At 30.2% G+C, this 16,635-nt stretch carries 16 protein-coding genes and 2 pseudogenes; 6 read left to right on the top strand and 12 right to left on the bottom strand.

Features of this window, described 5'->3' with window-relative positions; genetic code table 11:
* Positions 1–54: 54 nt before the first annotated feature.
* The 10 genes and pseudogenes from WKS98_RS07295 to WKS98_RS07250 all read right to left on the bottom strand — a co-directional run bounded on the left by WKS98_RS07295 (position 55) and on the right by WKS98_RS07250 (position 8,986).
* The gene (locus tag WKS98_RS07295; protein WP_498918155.1) at positions 55–1,401 is read right to left on the bottom strand and encodes an MATE family efflux transporter; all 1,347 of its coding nucleotides are present in this window, start codon (positions 1,399–1,401) and stop codon (positions 55–57) included.
* Positions 1,402–1,577: 176 nt separating this feature from the next.
* Positions 1,578–2,819: an ATP-grasp domain-containing protein gene (locus WKS98_RS07290; protein ID WP_498918153.1), complete on the bottom strand. Its 1,242-nt coding sequence runs from the start codon at positions 2,817–2,819 to the stop codon at positions 1,578–1,580.
* Between the two features lie 17 nt (positions 2,820–2,836).
* A complete protein-coding gene (locus WKS98_RS07285) occupies positions 2,837–3,082 on the bottom strand; it encodes a hypothetical protein (RefSeq protein WP_498918151.1) in 246 nt (81 codons plus the stop codon).
* A 13-nt stretch (positions 3,083–3,095) separates the two neighbouring features.
* Positions 3,096–3,500, bottom strand: a pseudogene (locus tag WKS98_RS07280) (ATP-grasp domain-containing protein); the annotation flags it as partial.
* 32 nt (positions 3,501–3,532) lie between these two features.
* Positions 3,533–4,375 (bottom strand): annotated as a pseudogene (locus WKS98_RS07275) (nucleotidyl transferase AbiEii/AbiGii toxin family protein).
* On the bottom strand, positions 4,375–4,959 hold the full coding sequence (locus WKS98_RS07270) for a type IV toxin-antitoxin system AbiEi family antitoxin domain-containing protein (protein WP_498918149.1): 585 nt from the start codon (positions 4,957–4,959) through the stop codon (positions 4,375–4,377). The pseudogene WKS98_RS07275 and the gene WKS98_RS07270 overlap by 1 nt, the downstream one beginning before the upstream one ends.
* A gap of 187 nt (positions 4,960–5,146) precedes the next feature.
* On the bottom strand, positions 5,147–7,054 hold the full coding sequence (locus WKS98_RS07265) for a recombinase family protein (RefSeq protein WP_498918147.1): 1,908 nt from the start codon (positions 7,052–7,054) through the stop codon (positions 5,147–5,149).
* Positions 7,055–7,109: 55 nt separating this feature from the next.
* Positions 7,110–7,247, bottom strand: coding sequence for a hypothetical protein (locus WKS98_RS07260; protein WP_192828258.1), 138 nt, complete (start codon positions 7,245–7,247; stop codon positions 7,110–7,112).
* 537 nt (positions 7,248–7,784) lie between these two features.
* Positions 7,785–8,195, bottom strand: coding sequence for a sigma factor-like helix-turn-helix DNA-binding protein (locus tag WKS98_RS07255; RefSeq protein WP_023078884.1), 411 nt, complete (start codon positions 8,193–8,195; stop codon positions 7,785–7,787).
* Positions 8,196–8,464: 269 nt separating this feature from the next.
* On the bottom strand, positions 8,465–8,986 hold the full coding sequence (locus WKS98_RS07250) for a hypothetical protein (RefSeq protein WP_192828259.1): 522 nt from the start codon (positions 8,984–8,986) through the stop codon (positions 8,465–8,467).
* 188 nt (positions 8,987–9,174) lie between these two features.
* On the opposite strand from WKS98_RS07250, the gene WKS98_RS07245 reads away from it, so the two are divergent.
* From WKS98_RS07245 to WKS98_RS07220, 6 genes are all read left to right on the top strand, one after another.
* Positions 9,175–9,576 (top strand): helix-turn-helix domain-containing protein, encoded by a 402-nt coding sequence (locus WKS98_RS07245; protein ID WP_004026815.1) that lies wholly within the window; start codon positions 9,175–9,177, stop codon positions 9,574–9,576.
* Between the two features lie 8 nt (positions 9,577–9,584).
* Positions 9,585–10,133: an ImmA/IrrE family metallo-endopeptidase gene (locus WKS98_RS07240; RefSeq protein ID WP_347162100.1), complete on the top strand. Its 549-nt coding sequence runs from the start codon at positions 9,585–9,587 to the stop codon at positions 10,131–10,133.
* A gap of 8 nt (positions 10,134–10,141) precedes the next feature.
* Positions 10,142–10,624, top strand: a complete 483-nt coding sequence (locus WKS98_RS07235) for a hypothetical protein (protein WP_498918143.1) — start codon at positions 10,142–10,144, stop codon at positions 10,622–10,624.
* The gene (locus WKS98_RS07230) at positions 10,617–11,699 is read left to right on the top strand and encodes a virulence RhuM family protein (protein WP_498918141.1); all 1,083 of its coding nucleotides are present in this window, start codon (positions 10,617–10,619) and stop codon (positions 11,697–11,699) included. Before WKS98_RS07235 ends, WKS98_RS07230 begins: the two co-directional genes overlap by 8 nt.
* Before the next feature lie 169 nt (positions 11,700–11,868).
* Complete coding sequence (locus WKS98_RS07225) at positions 11,869–12,225, top strand: plasmid mobilization protein (RefSeq protein WP_347162072.1); 357 nt, start codon at positions 11,869–11,871, stop codon at positions 12,223–12,225.
* A gap of 1 nt (position 12,226) precedes the next feature.
* The gene (locus WKS98_RS07220) at positions 12,227–13,558 is read left to right on the top strand and encodes a relaxase/mobilization nuclease domain-containing protein (protein WP_498918139.1); all 1,332 of its coding nucleotides are present in this window, start codon (positions 12,227–12,229) and stop codon (positions 13,556–13,558) included.
* A gap of 13 nt (positions 13,559–13,571) precedes the next feature.
* Here the strand turns inward: WKS98_RS07220 and WKS98_RS07215 are convergent, their stop codons facing one another.
* Both WKS98_RS07215 and WKS98_RS07210 read right to left on the bottom strand, forming a co-directional pair.
* Positions 13,572–15,833 (bottom strand): DEAD/DEAH box helicase, encoded by a 2,262-nt coding sequence (locus tag WKS98_RS07215; protein WP_498918137.1) that lies wholly within the window; start codon positions 15,831–15,833, stop codon positions 13,572–13,574.
* A 344-nt stretch (positions 15,834–16,177) separates the two neighbouring features.
* The coding region (locus WKS98_RS07210) for a hypothetical protein (protein ID WP_498918135.1) at positions 16,178–16,635 on the bottom strand (458 nt) is incomplete at its 5' end.

Raw genomic sequence — 16,635 nt, 5'->3', positions numbered from 1 at the left:
TATACAACATTTTATAACACCTGCTTTCTATATATAGTAAATGCTGCACTTCATTTAAATACTTTTAGGCTGATTGCCTAACCTTGAAAAAATTCTTACATAATATACTACATATATAAATGCTGTTATTCCCCATGATACGGGGTAACACGATAATACCGTTATAAGAGTAGGATTAAGCGGAACAATAAACAACACCCACAAAACTCTTGAAACACAGGTTCCTAAAAGAGTTATGAGCATAGATCTGAAAGTATCTCCTATTCCTCGTATCGCTCCAGGCAAGACATCACAAAACACATAAATAAGATATAATGGAGCAATGAAGTGTATAATTTGAGAAGTAATCAAAATCACATTTTCATCATCAATAAGAAATTGTGCAAAAACTCCACTACAGAAATATAAAATACAACTCACTACCGCTATTGACGTCAATGCCATAATTAACCCCACTCGTACACCACTTCTTGCTCGTTCGTACTTTTGTGCGCCATAATTTTGAGCGACAAAAGTCGATACCGAAACACAGAAAGCATCGGATATGGCCCATATAAGAAAATCCAATTTCCCACAAACCGCCCAAGCAGCAATGCTGTCAACTCCTATATCATTTATGCTGGTTTGAACTATGGTGTTGGAAAGAGGATACAAAGCAGATTGTGTCCCAATAGGTAAGCCCAACTTAAAGATTTCTAATACATGTGTTTTATGAAATCTTAGATTCTTAAAGCTTATTTTGCAAGGCAGTTTCGTTTTTGTCAAAGATACTATAACTAGAACAGCACTTAGACATTGAGACACAACAGTAGCGATAGCTGCTCCAACGACGCCTAATTGAAGAAATGCTACAAAAATCAAATCCAAAATTACATTAAAAAAGTTAGCTGCAATTAAAAAATAAAAAGGCGTTTTAGAATTCCCAAGTGCTCGCAATATACCCGCCCCAACATTGTAGAGCATAGATACAACCATCCCCGAAAAATAAATAAGGATGTACCACTGAGCATCGTTTACAATTTCGTTTGGAACACGAATGGTTTTTAAAGCAAACGGTGACAAAATGCAGCCGATTACAGTCAATACTGCCCCTCCGACAAAAGCAAACAACATAGCATTATGACTTGCATCAGACACCTCTTTATTTTTTTTTGCACCATAATATTGAGAAATAATGATCGTTGCACCTGATGCAAGTCCGGAAAAAAAATTGATCGGCATCTTCGTTAATGTGAATACAGATTCTATGGCAGCTAATGCTTCTTTTCCGGCAAATCTTCCGATAATAATTGCATCTGCGGTCGTATAGAGCGACTGAAACAAAGTTCCCAAAAAAATCGGCATTGCAAATTGCAACATGATTTTCCAGGCTTTTCCGTCCGTCAAATTATATTTTTGCAAATTTTTTTTGTATCCATAAACTACACTACTCCATTTTATTTTTTGAAGTTAATACTATTATCCAATTTAAATATCTCTCAAAAATGATATAACCAACCTAAAACATTTGATAAGTTGCAGAATATAGTTATATGATATGATAATTTAAAAGGGAATAGCATCAACACAAATTTGACTTACTCGAATTTAACTTCTAATTGACTCATCAACTCTCTCGCAAATTTCATTGCATTGTATCCCTGTACATCTTTAACAATAATTCTTCCTAACCTTCCTACATTATCAACAGGAGTTTCCATCCACATCCCATCACAATCTGCAATTTGATAAAAAACTACATTGGGATTTGTTTTCAATACGTCTTTTCCTTCTATTTTTAAAATTCGTCCTCCCTGTTTTGGTGTTAAAAACATAATACTTGTACTTACTTTATCTGTTTTTTTTAGAGAGAAAATAGGTTTTTCTCCTAATGACAAATCTATAAATGCACGTAAAATTTCTACACCACACACTAAATTAATTAGTTCTGCAATGTAATCTCCTGCAACTCTAGGATTAATTTCAATTATGCGTGGACCATCTTTTGTGAGTTTTACTTCAGTGTGACTAATGCCATGATCATACTCTGCTGCATGTAAAGCTTTCACTACATATTCGGAAATTTCTTTTTTTCGTTTCTCCGTTAAATCAGCAGGAAACATATGTCCATTCTCAATAAAATAAGGTTCCCCTGTTAAAGATTTCTCTGTAATACCAATAATTTCAGTATTTCCTTGAAAAGTTATAGCTTCTACACTAATTTCATCTCCAACCATATATTCTTCCAAGAGATAAATACAATTTCTCTTTTGATCTCTCCAATTTATTGGAAACGATTCCAATAAATCAAAAGCATCTCTCAGTTCTTCTGCATTTCTAATAAGACGAACATATGCACTCGAAGATAAATCAACAGGCTTTAAAACTAAAGGAAAGCCTATTTTTCTCGAAGCATCTAAAACCTCGTTCCAGTTGCATGCTATTTCATATTTAGGATTCCAGAGTTTTGCCTCATCCAATATTTTCCTCAAATTATGTTTATATCTAACATTATCAACTTTCCTCGGAAAAGGACAAGGAATATTCAACTGTTCAGAAAGTTTCTGCACTGTCTCAATATAGTAATCACATGTAGTGATTATACCATCAAATTTTTGATTTCTAATAGCGTTTAAAATTTCTTTAATGCTATTAGTATCCGTTTCTATTATTGAATCAGCACACTTAATGACATTATGATCATTTAATTCTTCATCCTTCGGATAAATGTTTTTATTTCTTGTAACAAATGTGTATGAGTGTCCAAGTTTCTTCAATAAATTAGGGAGTATTTTGGCATTCCCTTCTAAAAAACTCTCAACCATTAACAAATGTGCCATTATATCCTCCTTATTTTTTATTTACTGGTTTTATATACTAACTCAATATTTTTAATCGCATTTTCAACATATTTACGAGCCTGTTGTCCAACGGTATCCTTTGTTATAATGTGCCCTAAATAACAATCATTATCTACAGATGCTCCAATTTCCTTATCTTTACAATCTTGGATACTATACCTCACGATATTTTCATCCGCATTGAGCAACTCTAAACCTCTAATCTCCTCAATAACACCCTCATGCGGAGGAACAAGAAACATCACAGCAGCACTTTTAATATCGGTTGTTTTCTTTTCTAAAACAGGGGGAAACACCAAGTGCGAGATCTAAAAATACCTTTAACAGCCGTATTCCTGTAACATACTCTATCAATTCAACAATATATCCACCTGGAGTTCTAGGATTAATCTCAACTATACGAGGACCATCTTTAGTTAATTTTACCTCAGTATGTGCAACTCCATTATCAAATCCTACTGCTTCCAAAACACTCTTCACATAATCAATAAGAGGCAAGTATTGGTCATTTCCTATTATTGCCGGAAACATATGACCTGTTTCTATAAAATAAGGTGTTCCTGTTAAAGATTTATCTGTCACACCTATAATTGTTGTTTTACCCTGAAAAGACACGCTTTCAACGCTTATTTCTTCACCAACCATAAACTCTTCTAATAAAACAACTTTATTTCTCTCCTGTCCTCTATAATTTACATCTCGTTAATTCTATTTGATAAAATTGTAACCACACCAACAACCTTATCAAAGTTCAGATCTCCAATATACTTATTTTCACTGAGATATACTTCCCACAAGGATCTCAGGTATGAATCTTCTGTTATATCCTCGATTATTTCCCCATAGTCTTGCATTATCTCATCACTTCCTCTTTTGTTTGAGGTTCTTTCTATTGCTTCTTTTAAAATTTTATAATCTATCTCATCTTTTTTTAATTTGTAGAGGGTATACAGGTCATAGAAGTCTCTCATTCGTGTTGTTGTTATATTTCTTCAGATTATGGTTTCATATTTTTCAGCTACAATTGTTTCTAATGGATATACCATTATTTTTATATCTTCTTTGCTAAAGATACATGGATAGGTGTATTCTATTTCTTTTGGTGTTATTGCATCTCCTGTTGCTAGGTCTAGTTTCATAGGGTTTTTGGTCTTTCCAACATTTGCTATTAATGAAATTCTAAAGTTCTCGTACTCATCCTCTTCTCTAATATAAGAGATGTCTTTTATTTCAAATTTTATTCCATCTTCTACATTGATATCTATAATCTCTTCTACGATTTCTTTTATTTTCTCTTCTTTTAGGACTATGCCTTTTATGGTTGTGTCCATGTCCATAGTTGTTCTATTTTCAATCCCGATTAAAGATGATATAAGGAATCCTCCCTTTATTACAAAATTATTTTTGTACTTTGATTTAGATAGCCTTTCTAAAAATCTTTCAAAAAAATATATTTGCAGAACTTCTTGCGACTTTAGATTTTTCTTCTCTGCAAGACTTCTTATCTTGCCCTTTATACTCTCGATATTAATCATTATAATACCTCTATATATTTTCTAATTTCATCTTCTATTTTAAATAGTCTACTGTATTTTATGAGCCGCCTTAGATTTTTATTTTGTGATTTAAAGTATCTTTTTATGGCTTCTGTAAAAATTTGCTTATCTATTCTTTCTCTGTCTATTATTATGTCGCAAATTGTTCGATCTATATCGTAAACTGGTATAACATTGCCTTGGGGTGATTTTATTTCTGTCTTTCCAATTTCATATAAGTCTTTTTTTACATAGTGAACTTGTAGATCTTCGTACCTCTTTTTGATATGGCTGGCATTGTAGCCTTGGGGTACAGATATATGGAATACATTTGGAGTCCTATCTGATAGGTCGTAGAGGTATAGGGCTGTTTGATGAGAAAATATAATTCGATTACTATTGGATGATATTAAAACAAAATCGTCTATTACTTTTCCTTTTAATTGATACAGTCCTGGTCTTAATCTTTCTAATTGTCCGATTTTGGTTAATTCTGATAGATTATGCCTAGTATATCCAAGTTCTTCTACTTCTTTGTTGGTGATTACTAAATTTTCTTGTATATAATTTTTAAGTGTATCCATAGTCCGCCTCCTCTCGTTTACGCTTTTATTATATGTTATAAAAGCGAATATGTAAAGCTGGCTTGTGAATATTTCATATTTTGAAAAGAATGTAACGAATCCTTACTCCCTTCAATAAAAAAGAGCAGCCTTTTAAGCTACTCTTGTAGAAAGTACAAAATGAGTTAATTATATTTTTTGTGTTTCCTCATACCAGTTGCAAAACAACTCTTACGTACATGTAGTTTTTTTGGGTCTTTTTGACGTATCCTTCTTCATCTTTATCAAAGACAAAACGCTTATAAAACTGCTTAAAATGCTGGATTTCTATATTTACATCTTTTGTATCAACGCTATAGTCTCCACATGCGTTGTCTTTTGATTGGGAACATAATTTTTTATCCTCGTTATTCTTGTAGGAACACAATTTATTAATGTCATTGTCTTTGGCATTTTTTCTTTTATCTTTAAAGTTATTAGAATCTTGACTATCTTTAACTCCTGTTTTGAAATAGAATGTTAAGTCATAAGGATGAACTGTTCCATCTTTATCAATTCTACCCACTACGACTTTATCAACTATGCTTTCAAATACTGTTCTGTTAAATTCCTCTATAATTTCTTTGTTTTCTAAGACCTTTTTAAATTGCTTTAGTCTTTCTTTAATAGAGTTTTCATCTTTGATAGTTAGCTCTAGGGTTTTCTTTTCATCAAGTAATTCTTCTTTTTGTTTTGTAAGTTTTTTATACTTTTTAGCATAAACTTCTTCGTCTATACTATCTTCCAAATGAAGATCAACTAACTTTCTTTCTTGACTAATGATTCTGTTTAATTGGTTTTCTAACTTTTTCAAATCTTTGACTAAAGTATTATCATTTATTTCTTCTTCTACAATTTTTAAAAAATCATCTATTACTGTTGAATCTGCATGGCATAATTGCCTATAGCTTTCAACAAATGCTTTTTCTATTGCTGCTTCTTGTATTCCTTTTGAATGAGGGCAATATTTTTTACCTTTTTTTGTTGACTTTACACATTGCCAGTTAATTTTTTTATAAATTGAACTAGTGTGCCATGTTCTTCTTGAAAGTATTTCACCACAAAATCCACATTCCAGCATACTTGAAAAAGCGTATTGTCTTGATAGTTTTTCTCTCTTCCTATCCTTGTTAGCAATGGTGTTTCTATTCTGTGCTCTCCTGAGTCTAATCTCCTGTGCCTTTTCAAAGTCTTCTCTTGATATAATTGGCTCGTGATGATTTTCAATATGATATTTATCAGATTCACCAAAGTTTGCTAGTCTTCTTTTTGTTATGGGATCAACTGTGAAGGTCTTTCCCATTAGTATATCTCCAATATACTTTTCATTTTTAATTATTCCTAACACTGTAGTATCAGACCATTTTGTTTTACCTCTCGGGGTGAGATATCCTTGCTCTTCTAGTTCCCTGCCAATGACCGAGCCACCATTGCCCTCTAAATATCTTTTAAAGATGTATCTGACTATTTTGGCTTCTTCTTCATTTATAGAGATACTTTTTGTTGTAGGGTCATAGTCGTATCCAAGACAACCTTGAAAACCAATTAGCTCCCCTTTTTCCATTTTCATTTTCAGTCCTTTTTTTACATGGGCTGAGGTATTTTCTACTTCTTGTTGAGCTACGGAACTTAATATTGTTAGTAATAGCTCTCCATCCATAGTCAAAGTATCTATGTTTTCTTCTTCAAATACTACGCCAACATTGTTTTCTTTTAGAAGTCTTACATACTTTAAGGTATCTAATGTGTTTCTTGCAAATCTTGATATAGATTTAGTAATTATCATGTCTATATCTCCATTTTGACAATCACTTATTAGTCTTATAAAATCAGCTCTTTTAGTTGCAGTTGTTCCTGTGGTTGCTTCATCTGCGTATATACCAGCCAAAGTCCAACTCTTATTATTTTTTATTAGATTTGTATAATAATCAACTTGCGATTTATATGATTCAAGTTGGTCTTTGCTATCTGTACTTACTCTACAATATGCTGCAACACGTTTTAAATCTAAATGTATTGAATTTCTATTTCTTGCTCCAGTATTTGAAGCTTTTATTACTTTTACTTTAGTATTCATTTTACCTCCTTCCCATTTTGTATCTTTCTACAGTGTTATTATATCACAAGATTAACTACTTTCTATCTACCTTCTTATAATCATTTTCTATTCTATTTTTAATTTTTGTATATTCCTTATCATTTATTAAATTGAGTTCATAAAGTCTACAGAGCATAGCAACTCTCATGCTATAAATCTTTATTGCTTTCATAATAACCTCCTATGTAAATTTAAGTTTTTTGACATTAACAAGTGCTTTGGATTAGCAACATAGGAATCTCACCTCCGCCTCTGTTCAGGATGAGCCGGCTTCAACCTTAGAAGTATCATTATCCTCATTTTCTTCATAGCGAATAGGGTATCCCTCCCTATATTCAAACTCTTACTTATCGCTCCCTTTCTTCTTCCCTTGCTTTTAGCTTAGCAGTACTTGTTTTGCCGAATTATTCAGCAGAAAGATCTTGGCGGATAGGTTATTACGCTCCAAAAATGATTAACGTCTTGTCTTGGTCTATTCAGTTGTTAAGGTTCAAAATTTATCGAGAGTTATTAATCTTTTTTAAATTTGACCATCAGAAAATACTTATCTTGATGAAACAAACTTGTTTAAAATTACCCTCTTATACTTAACAGTGAAAAGAAGTCTTTATTGGTAACCAATTTTTAAAAATAAATTTTGGTATATAAAAAGGTCCAATTCCCACTGTATAAGTAACAGTGAAAATTAGACCCTCTTGGCAACTGTCATCTAAAAGTTTTCCAACATTTCCTTTAGTTTTTCTAAAACCTTATTACGCCTTTTAATAACGGCTGGATGAGAAATATTCAGTTTAGCAGCTACTTCTCTAATTGTTTCTTCTTTATAAAAAAGACTTTCTATCAAATCCCTTTCAGCAAGGTTGAGTTTTGAAATAGCTCTTCTTACTTCTTCAATCATTTCCTTTGTTTCGATAATTTTTTCAATATCAAATTCCAGATCTTCTAAATTTTCTTCAAAATTTCCATCATGATCATAGGAACAAAAAAAGAAACAGTTATTTAACCTGTCTCTTCTCGTTTGATATTTCTCTTTATTCAATTCACTATGATAAGCAAGGTACACTTCCTTGCTAACAACTACTTTCTTTCCTTCTACAAATAAATAATATTCTTTGTCCATTAATTTTTCCTCCTTGTTGACATGAATTTCTTTTGTTTAAAAATGAAATTCACACAAGGAGGGCTTCTAATTCTTTGCATACATTCTCCTGGGCATAAAAAAAGACCGAAAGAAAATAAATTCTTTCAGTCAATAAATGCCAATATTAAATTTAGGTGCAGATCACCCATCATGGATATTATATATGCACTTAAGTACACATAAAATTCGTATATGGTACTTTTTTCATTCGGAAATAGTACGCAATAAGTTCGTAATAAATTAATTTCTTAGATGTTCATTATTTCTTCAATGCTACGACCGTCTTCAAGCTGGCTAATAGCAGTCGGTAAAGTATATCCCCAAATTATTACACCAACCAATGCAATTGCTTCCTTTTTTCTTTGGTAATAAACAGTTCTCTCTAAAGATACACTTCTCATACAAGCTTTATCAGTAATCTTTTTTTCAGAAATGTAGTAGTTATAAATAATCTTATGATAGATTTCTCCATATTCTGGATAAACTTTTAGCCTAACACAGGCATCATAAATTATTAAAAGCATAAGTTTACTATCCATTACATTGGAAACTCTATTATTAAACTTTTCTTCAACTCTTTCTGGAGCAAATGTAGAAAGATACAAGTAAGCAGATTCTGAAGTTGACCCATAGTTTTCTTTACTCTCAAACATCATAAAATTTGCCCTGCTATCTACTGCCCAAGTAACTTGTCTATATAAACTTAAAATAAGTTTTGCAGCTGAACTAATTTCTTCAAATTTCAAGTTGCTATCTGCATACAAGTTCATTATATTCTTTAAAGTTTTACTTATTCTCAATCTAATCACCCCAATACAACTTATTTGCAAACTTGAATGTTTGTGCTATAATATGAATATAAGTTCAGTTTGTATTATATCTCAAATCGAAAAATAATTCAAGCACCATTGTTCGTATTAAAAGTTATAAATGCACATTAGTACAGGAGGTTAAAATTATGGCTTTTGCGGATAGATTAAAGGAATTTCGTGAAAAAGAAAAGTTAAGTCAAGCAGACTTTGCAAAAATGATAGGAATAAGTACAAGAACTCTTGTACATTATGAAGACGGAGAAAGATACCCAAGAGATGTCGAGGTTTACAAAAAAATAGCTGAAGTTATGGACTGTGATTACAATTATCTTCTAGAAGAAAGTGACGAGTTTTTAAATCGAGTTTATAACATGGGTGGTAAAAGAGAATTAGAAAAAGCTAGAGCATTAACAGAAGGTCTAAGCTCTTTATTTGCTGGTGGAGAAATTTCTGACGAAGATAAAGATGCTGCTTTTGAAGCTATTACTCGTGCTTATTGGGAGGCTAAAAGAGAAAACAAGAAATACGGTCGTAAGAAAAAAGATTAGGTGATTTTATGAGCATGAATCGCTATATATATGATAGGGTTAATAGACTTATAAAAAAATATAAGACACGAGATCCTATCGAATTAATAGAAGCTTTGAATATTAACCTGGTATATCTACCTGAAACAAAAATACTTTTAGGAATGTACCACTATATCCAAAGGAACAGATTTATTTTTATCAGTAGCAACACAAATTTTAATAGAAAAACTATATTAGCACATGAATTAGGTCACGATCAACTTCACAGAGATTATTGTATGAGTGGAGGAGCTTTTCATGACCAAACAGTGCTAAACCCTACAAATAAATTTGAAACTGAAGCTAATATTTTTGCAGCTCATTTATTAATAAGTGATGAAGATATCCTAGATAATATCAATGATCAAGTTTGTGATTATGAAATCGCTGGACAATTAGGTGTAGATATAAATTTACTAAATCTAAAAATTTCTGAGTTAGCAAAAATGGGCAAGTTTAATAAACCAGTTAATGTTAATATACCTCAGGGAGATTTTCTTAAAAACTATCGTCCTGAACATGATGATTATTATTAGGAGACTCTATGGGAATTTTTATTGCAGGATATTTTTTATTAATCCTTTCTGGAATAGTTTTCTACTATCTCATCACTACATACTCTGTAAAAATCTCAGCATTTTTGATTGATTTTATAGTTGTAGGTTTAGGATTTTATATATCCATAAAAGATAAATTAGATAACAAATTAGCTATTCCCCTTTCAATTACAGTAGTAATAATTTATGGGATATTGCTAGTTTTAATAAATCAAAAGCTACCAAAAATCAGTAAACTTTTAAACTATATAATTGCTTTCATAGGATCAGCAGTTGCCCTATGGTTGGCACTAGATTTTATAACAAACACTCTAGTCGCTTTTAAAATAATAGGTCAAACTTATCATCAATTACCAATAACAAACAGTATGATGATAAATTCCTTTATACATTATGTAATTGTATTCTTGATTAGTATTCCAGTGTTTAAAGGTAGAATGAAATTTATATTTGGAGGAAATTATGAGTAAAGAAATGGATAAAAATAAAGACGAAAATCAGAAAAAAAAAGAACTTCAAATTAGGTCATCTGCTGCTGAATACTTGACTTTTATTGCAGCAAATGGTGATGATCAAGAAGCTATCGAAATTAGATATGAAGATGAGAATATTTGGCTAACTCAAAAGATGATGGCTGCTCTTTATGATGTCAGCACTGCAGCAATAAATCAGCACTTAAAAAAAATATTTGACGACAATGAATTACAAGAAGAAGCAACTATTAAGAATTTCTTAATAGTTCAAAAAGAAGGTTCTAGAAATGTTTCAAGAGAAACAAAACACTACAACCTACAAGCAATTATTGCAGTAGGGTTTAAAGTAAATAACGAACGTGCCGTCCAATTTAGAAAGTGGGCAAACCAAATTGTAAAAGATTTTACAATTAAAGGTTGGGCAGTGGATGATGAAAGACTCAAAAATTCTGGCACAAAACTTACCAAGGATTATTTCGAAAAATTACTTGTAAAAATTCGTGAGATTCGATTATCTGAAAGAAGATTCTATCAAAAAATCACAGATATTTATGCCACTTCTTTAGACTATGATCCATCTGCAAAAGCAACAAAAAGATTTTTTGCCGCTATTCAAAACAAATTACACTACGCAATTCATGGGAAAACTGCAGCTGAATTAATTGTAGATAGAGCCAATCACAAAACTAAAAATATGGGACTTACTACTTGGGAAGGCTCTCCAAATTCAAAAATTCATAAATATGATGTAGTAGTTGCAAAAAATTATCTAAATGAAGAAGAATTAAATCAAATGCAAAGAATTGTTTCATCATATTTGGACATGGCAGAACTGCAAGCAGAAAGACATATCCCTATGACTATGGAAGATTGGGAAAAAAGATTAAATGGATTTTTACAATTATGGGATAAAGAAATCTTAAACGATGCAGGAAAAGTGTCTGCAGCTCTTGCTAAAAAACACGCAGAGAGTGAATTTGAAAAATATAGAGTTACACAAGATAGACTCTACAAAAGTGATTTTGATAAATTCTTGGAATTAGAAGATGATACTAAAAAACTAGAAGAATAACTTAATACACGCTTAACGCTTATAACTTTAATAGCAAGCACAGTAAGTGAGTACCCACTTACGAAAAATTGATGAAGCAGAACCTTTATGGACTGCTTCTTTTTTTATCAATTTTACCTTGTTAGGGAGAACCCTAAAACCCCAATAATTTATGATAAGGAGATCTACTATGGATAATAGAAAAAGAAATAATCAACTAAAAATATATTTAACAGATGAAGAAAAAGAAGTTTTTGAAAAGAAAATGAAACTTGCTAATTGTAAAACTATGTCCCACTTTCTTAGAAAATGCGTATTGGAAAAAGAAATTTATGTAGTTGACTTAGAACCATTTAGAAACCTACAATGGCTGCTTTCAAATGCAACAAATAATATAAACCAGATTGCAAAAGCAACTAATACAACTGGTGTTATTTACAAAAATGAAATCGAATCAATGAATAATCAAATAGAAAAATTATCAAGAGAAATATGGCAGATCCATTCCCTACTTCTTAATAAATCAAAAGAAAGTTCTGATGAATAGTATGGCAATTACAAAAATACATCCTATAAAGTCAACTCTTAATTTGGCAATAGATTATATAACTAAGAGTGAAAAAACTGATGAAAAAGTCTTGGTATCTTCATTCAAATGTCATCCATCTACTGCCCATATTCAATTTATGAAAACACGAGAAGACAATGATACTAATGGTACAGTTTTGGCTAGACATTTAATCCAATCTTTTCTACCAGGAGAGGTTGATCCTATAAAAGCTCACGAAATTGGAATGGAATTATGTAAGAAAATTTTAAAAGAAGATTATGAATTTGTTCTTGCAACTCATGTAGATAGAGGGCATATCCATAACCATATTATTTTTAATAATGTTAATTACAAGACTGGTAAATGCTACCAATCTAACAAAAAATCTTACCACAAAATCAGGTATCAAAGTGACGAATTATGTAAAGAAAATAAGCTTACAGTCATTGATGAATACTATGAAGCTTACAAAAGAAAATATAAAACTGCTGGTAAGTCTTGGTACGAATATGACCAAAATAAGAAAGGAAATTCTTGGAAGTCTAAACTGCAATTTGATATAGATAGAATGATTAATAAGTCTAAAACGTGGGAAGAGTTTTTAGAAAATATGAAGTCTCTTGATTATGAAATTAAGTTTTGTAAACACATTGCTTTTCGTCATAAAGATAAGCAAAGATTTACAAGATCGAAGACTATCGGAGAAGATTATACTGAAGAAAAAATCAAAGAAAGAATAGATTTAGCTATCAAAAATAAAGCTAATCCTATTAAAAAACGAGTAGGAAATGTTATTGATATATCTACTAATGAAAAAGCACAATCCTCTAAAGGTTACGAAGTTTGGGCAAGAAAACACAATATCAAAACAATGGCTGATTCAATAATTAAACTTAGAGAACAAGGAATTAATTCAATCACTCAACTAGATGATCTAATCAAAAAATCTGCTGATGATAGACAAGACTTGTTGGATAAAATAAAGAAGATTGAAACTGAAATGAAGAGTTTATCTCAAGATATGGAAAATATAAATACTATAAATAAGTATCGTGAAATCTATAAATACCATAAGAAAAATCCTGAAGACAAGCAATTTGTAGATGAGTATTATAGTGAACTTTCCGTCTACAAAATAGCTGCTAAAGAAATTTTAGAAAACTATAAAAAGCTTCCAAAAACAAAAGAAATACTATCAAATCTCGATAAATTGCAAGAAAAAAAGAACACCCTTATGCAAGAGTATTCTTTAAATAAAGAACAATTTTCTGACCTTGTTCAATATAGGAAAAACTATGAAAATTATTATGGAAAGGAAGTAGAGAGGTAAACCTTCTCTACTTCTATATCTCATCAAGCAAATTATCCAATTCACTTACAAAAGTATCTAGTTTGTCATTTCTTAAATATTCAAAAAATATTTCATAATCATTTGGACTTAGAAAATGAAAAAGATACTTTTCTTTGATTCCAGACGCTTCTAACTTTTCATTTAACAACTTAAAATGTTCTCTTGCCGCTCTATTTTTACCTTTATTTTCAGCAGAATCATCTTTATTATCTTTAATTTCAATAACAACGTAAATATCTTCATCACTTTTTAATTTTAGTATAAAATCAGGATTAAAATTTGCAATTTTTGTATGAGAATTCATTTTATATGAGTACTCTATACTATAAAATCCCATATCTCTTGATTTAATCCAAGCATCTATTTTCTGAGCATTTTTATTATCTGTAAGATATTTTTTTATAAATTTATATTCTGGATCTCTTGTTGATATTACTAGATTTAGGGGTGTTTTAAAATCAAAAAAATTTATTTCATTGCAAGCCTTTCTTGGCAAGTTATCATCTTCTAAAAATTTTTCTATTATTTCCCTCTGTTCTTCATTTGAGATTTCGTCTTTATATCTATCTGAATAAAAAAGCATTGAATCCGTTCTAAATGATAATATTCCTCTTGTTTCATCTCTTATATCATTTGTGTTAACCTCAATAAAATCAGTTGATTTGATAGAATTTATTACAGTTTTACTTCTTGATCTAAATAATGTTGAAAATGCAGTAAATATTTTATTCGCATTTTCTTCTATTAAGATATCTCCTTCTATACCTGCATTTTGCATAGAATTTTTAATAATTTCTTTCAACTTTTCTCTAGGGGGTAAATTATCTTTTGAATAAACTTCATCTCCAAGACCTAGTATTTCCGTTTCCCAGTCTCTTAACCTAAATTCATGGTATATCTTATCTAAAACTTCATCTACAGTTTTAGTTCTCAACTTTATGTCATATTTAATATTGGTATTTTTACCCGTTAATAAATTTTCATATTCTGTTTCTTTTTTTGAGGATAAAATTTGACTTTTAAGTTTTATACCTTGATTCCAAGATTTTTTATAATTTAATTGCTTAGATTCCGTATTAACTTCTTTTTCCTCTTTATCGTACAGCAAATTTTTAACTGAAAAATTATATTTATTCCTATCTCCCTCAAATTTTACAGTACTTATTATTTTCGTTTCTATTTCAAGAACTTCATTAACTAAAGATTTTATATTTTTACTCCAACTATCGTGATTAAATACTATAATTGAAGGTTGAGGAGTAGAATATTCAGGTGGGATTCTAAGACCTCTTCCTAACACTTGAGCAATTAATAGCTTAGAATTAAAGGCTCTATCTTCCCATGGCACAATTTGAAATACATTTTTAACATCCCATCCTTCTGTAAGCATACTAACCGAAATTATCCATTCAAAAGAATTTTCTTTCTCATCTACAAAATCTAACATTTTTAGATTTGCCTTATGCTTTTTATCAGATGTTACTATAAGAACTTTTCTTTCAGCTTTTTCTCTGTTTATTTGTTCAAAATCACATAAAAAATCAATAAAATCTTCATATAGATTCTTTGCACTTCTAATATCCTTTGTAATTAAAATTGAAATGGGCTTAATTTTACTGTATTTTATCTTATTATTTTCATGATTTTTATGAATTTTTTGAAATTTGTATTCTCTATCTCTAGAAACATCATCTTTCTGAACATAATCTATAGATTTTACAACTTTATCATCTATAGCACTTCTTAGCGAATACCTGTATATAACATCATTAAAATATTCGTCATCTATATATGCAGTGCCTGTAAATCCAAGTATATATCTAAAATTATAAGTTTCATTTAAAAGAAATGCTTTCCATTTTTTTATATCTTTTTCGTTTGTTTTATTAAAAATATGGTGAGATTCATCGTTTAAAACAAGTGTATCTTCACCTCCATTTTTAAAACTATCTTTTATAGAAGATCCAGTAGATTCATATACTGCATGTATATTTTCTATACATATATCTCCTTCTATTATTGTTGAATTTGCATTTATTATCCTAGGTAGTATATTTTTGGATTCTTCAGGTATTGCATTCCTTAATTCTGGATTTGAAACTAAATCTTCAAATTTTTCTGTCAACCCTTTTTCAATTGTTAATGAAGGACATAAAACTAATACCCTTTTTACTAGTTTTTCCGATAATAAAATCTGAGCTATTCCATATATAACATATGACTTACCTGTACCTGTGGATAGAAAATCAAACAATTATATCTGGAAGACTAATATTTGATTACTTTATTAAATTATTAACATCATCCTCTATTCAAAATACATTCTCTGCATTGATAATATGTATAATTTTATCGCTATTAAGAATTTCTTCTATTTTTTCACCAATAAATCTAGACTTTATGTTGTAATTTTTTAAGTTTTTTGTAGGAATCTAAGGAAGTTTTTCTCCATCATTTACATAATACCATCTATATCATCAGCATCTTTTGTTAAAACCCTTCTAACTTCCATTTTCATTTATAACATCTCCCTCTTTGGTTAACTTTTCTCTTTTAATGGTTGATAGAAGTGTTCTATATGCCTTTAGAGATTATTAACTAATGCTTCACTACCTCCAATAAAATGGAAGTTTCTGTTGCATTCACCCTTACTAGTCCACCTATTGGAAATGTTGCAAAGGGGAATACGTGTCCAAAATCAACATTAAATACAATAGGTATATTTTTAAGTTGTTTTTTAGTTGATACTATTCTTTGAATTACATTTATATCTATTTTACAACTATCATCAAATCGCCCAAATAATATTCCTTTTACTCCATTAAATTTTAAGATTTGAATTAAAGATTGCAAATTTCTTTCGAACTCGGCAGCGAAATAATTCCCCATAATATTATCATCTTCCAAAAATAATATCTTGTTCTTTAAGTTAGGCATAAATTTTGTTCCTTGCAAAAGATTCAGTGTGCAAAGGTTTCCTCCTATAAGTTCTCCCTCACAACTTCCTTCCTGTATAAGATAGTATTCTTTTGCATCTTTAGATGGTCTTATATTAT

The sequence above is a fragment of the Lagierella sp. ICN-221743 genome, from assembly GCF_037890055.1.
GTDB lineage: Bacteria > Bacillota > Clostridia > Tissierellales > Peptoniphilaceae > Mediannikoviicoccus.
Note: the sequence above shows the minus strand (reverse complement) of the source record. Positions and strands in the feature narration are given on the sequence as shown.

Coding starts and splice junctions, on each gene's coding strand:
- WKS98_RS07285 (WP_498918151.1), bottom strand. CDS start 3,082: ATGTTTCTTGTTCCTCCGCATGAGGGTGTTATTGAGGAGATTAGAGGT.
- WKS98_RS07250 (WP_192828259.1), bottom strand. CDS start 8,986: ATGAACTTGTATGCAGATAGCAACTTGAAATTTGAAGAAATTAGTTCA.
- WKS98_RS07270 (WP_498918149.1), bottom strand. CDS start 4,959: ATGGATACACTTAAAAATTATATACAAGAAAATTTAGTAATCACCAAC.
- WKS98_RS07255 (WP_023078884.1), bottom strand. CDS start 8,195: ATGGACAAAGAATATTATTTATTTGTAGAAGGAAAGAAAGTAGTTGTT.
- WKS98_RS07265 (WP_498918147.1), bottom strand. CDS start 7,054: ATGAATACTAAAGTAAAAGTAATAAAAGCTTCAAATACTGGAGCAAGA.
- WKS98_RS07290 (WP_498918153.1), bottom strand. CDS start 2,819: ATGGCACATTTGTTAATGGTTGAGAGTTTTTTAGAAGGGAATGCCAAA.
- WKS98_RS07230 (WP_498918141.1), top strand. CDS start 10,617: ATGAGTAAAGAAATGGATAAAAATAAAGACGAAAATCAGAAAAAAAAA.
- WKS98_RS07220 (WP_498918139.1), top strand. CDS start 12,227: ATGGCAATTACAAAAATACATCCTATAAAGTCAACTCTTAATTTGGCA.
- WKS98_RS07245 (WP_004026815.1), top strand. CDS start 9,175: ATGGCTTTTGCGGATAGATTAAAGGAATTTCGTGAAAAAGAAAAGTTA.
- WKS98_RS07225 (WP_347162072.1), top strand. CDS start 11,869: ATGGATAATAGAAAAAGAAATAATCAACTAAAAATATATTTAACAGAT.
- WKS98_RS07235 (WP_498918143.1), top strand. CDS start 10,142: ATGGGAATTTTTATTGCAGGATATTTTTTATTAATCCTTTCTGGAATA.
- WKS98_RS07240 (WP_347162100.1), top strand. CDS start 9,585: ATGAGCATGAATCGCTATATATATGATAGGGTTAATAGACTTATAAAA.
- WKS98_RS07260 (WP_192828258.1), bottom strand. CDS start 7,247: ATGAAAGCAATAAAGATTTATAGCATGAGAGTTGCTATGCTCTGTAGA.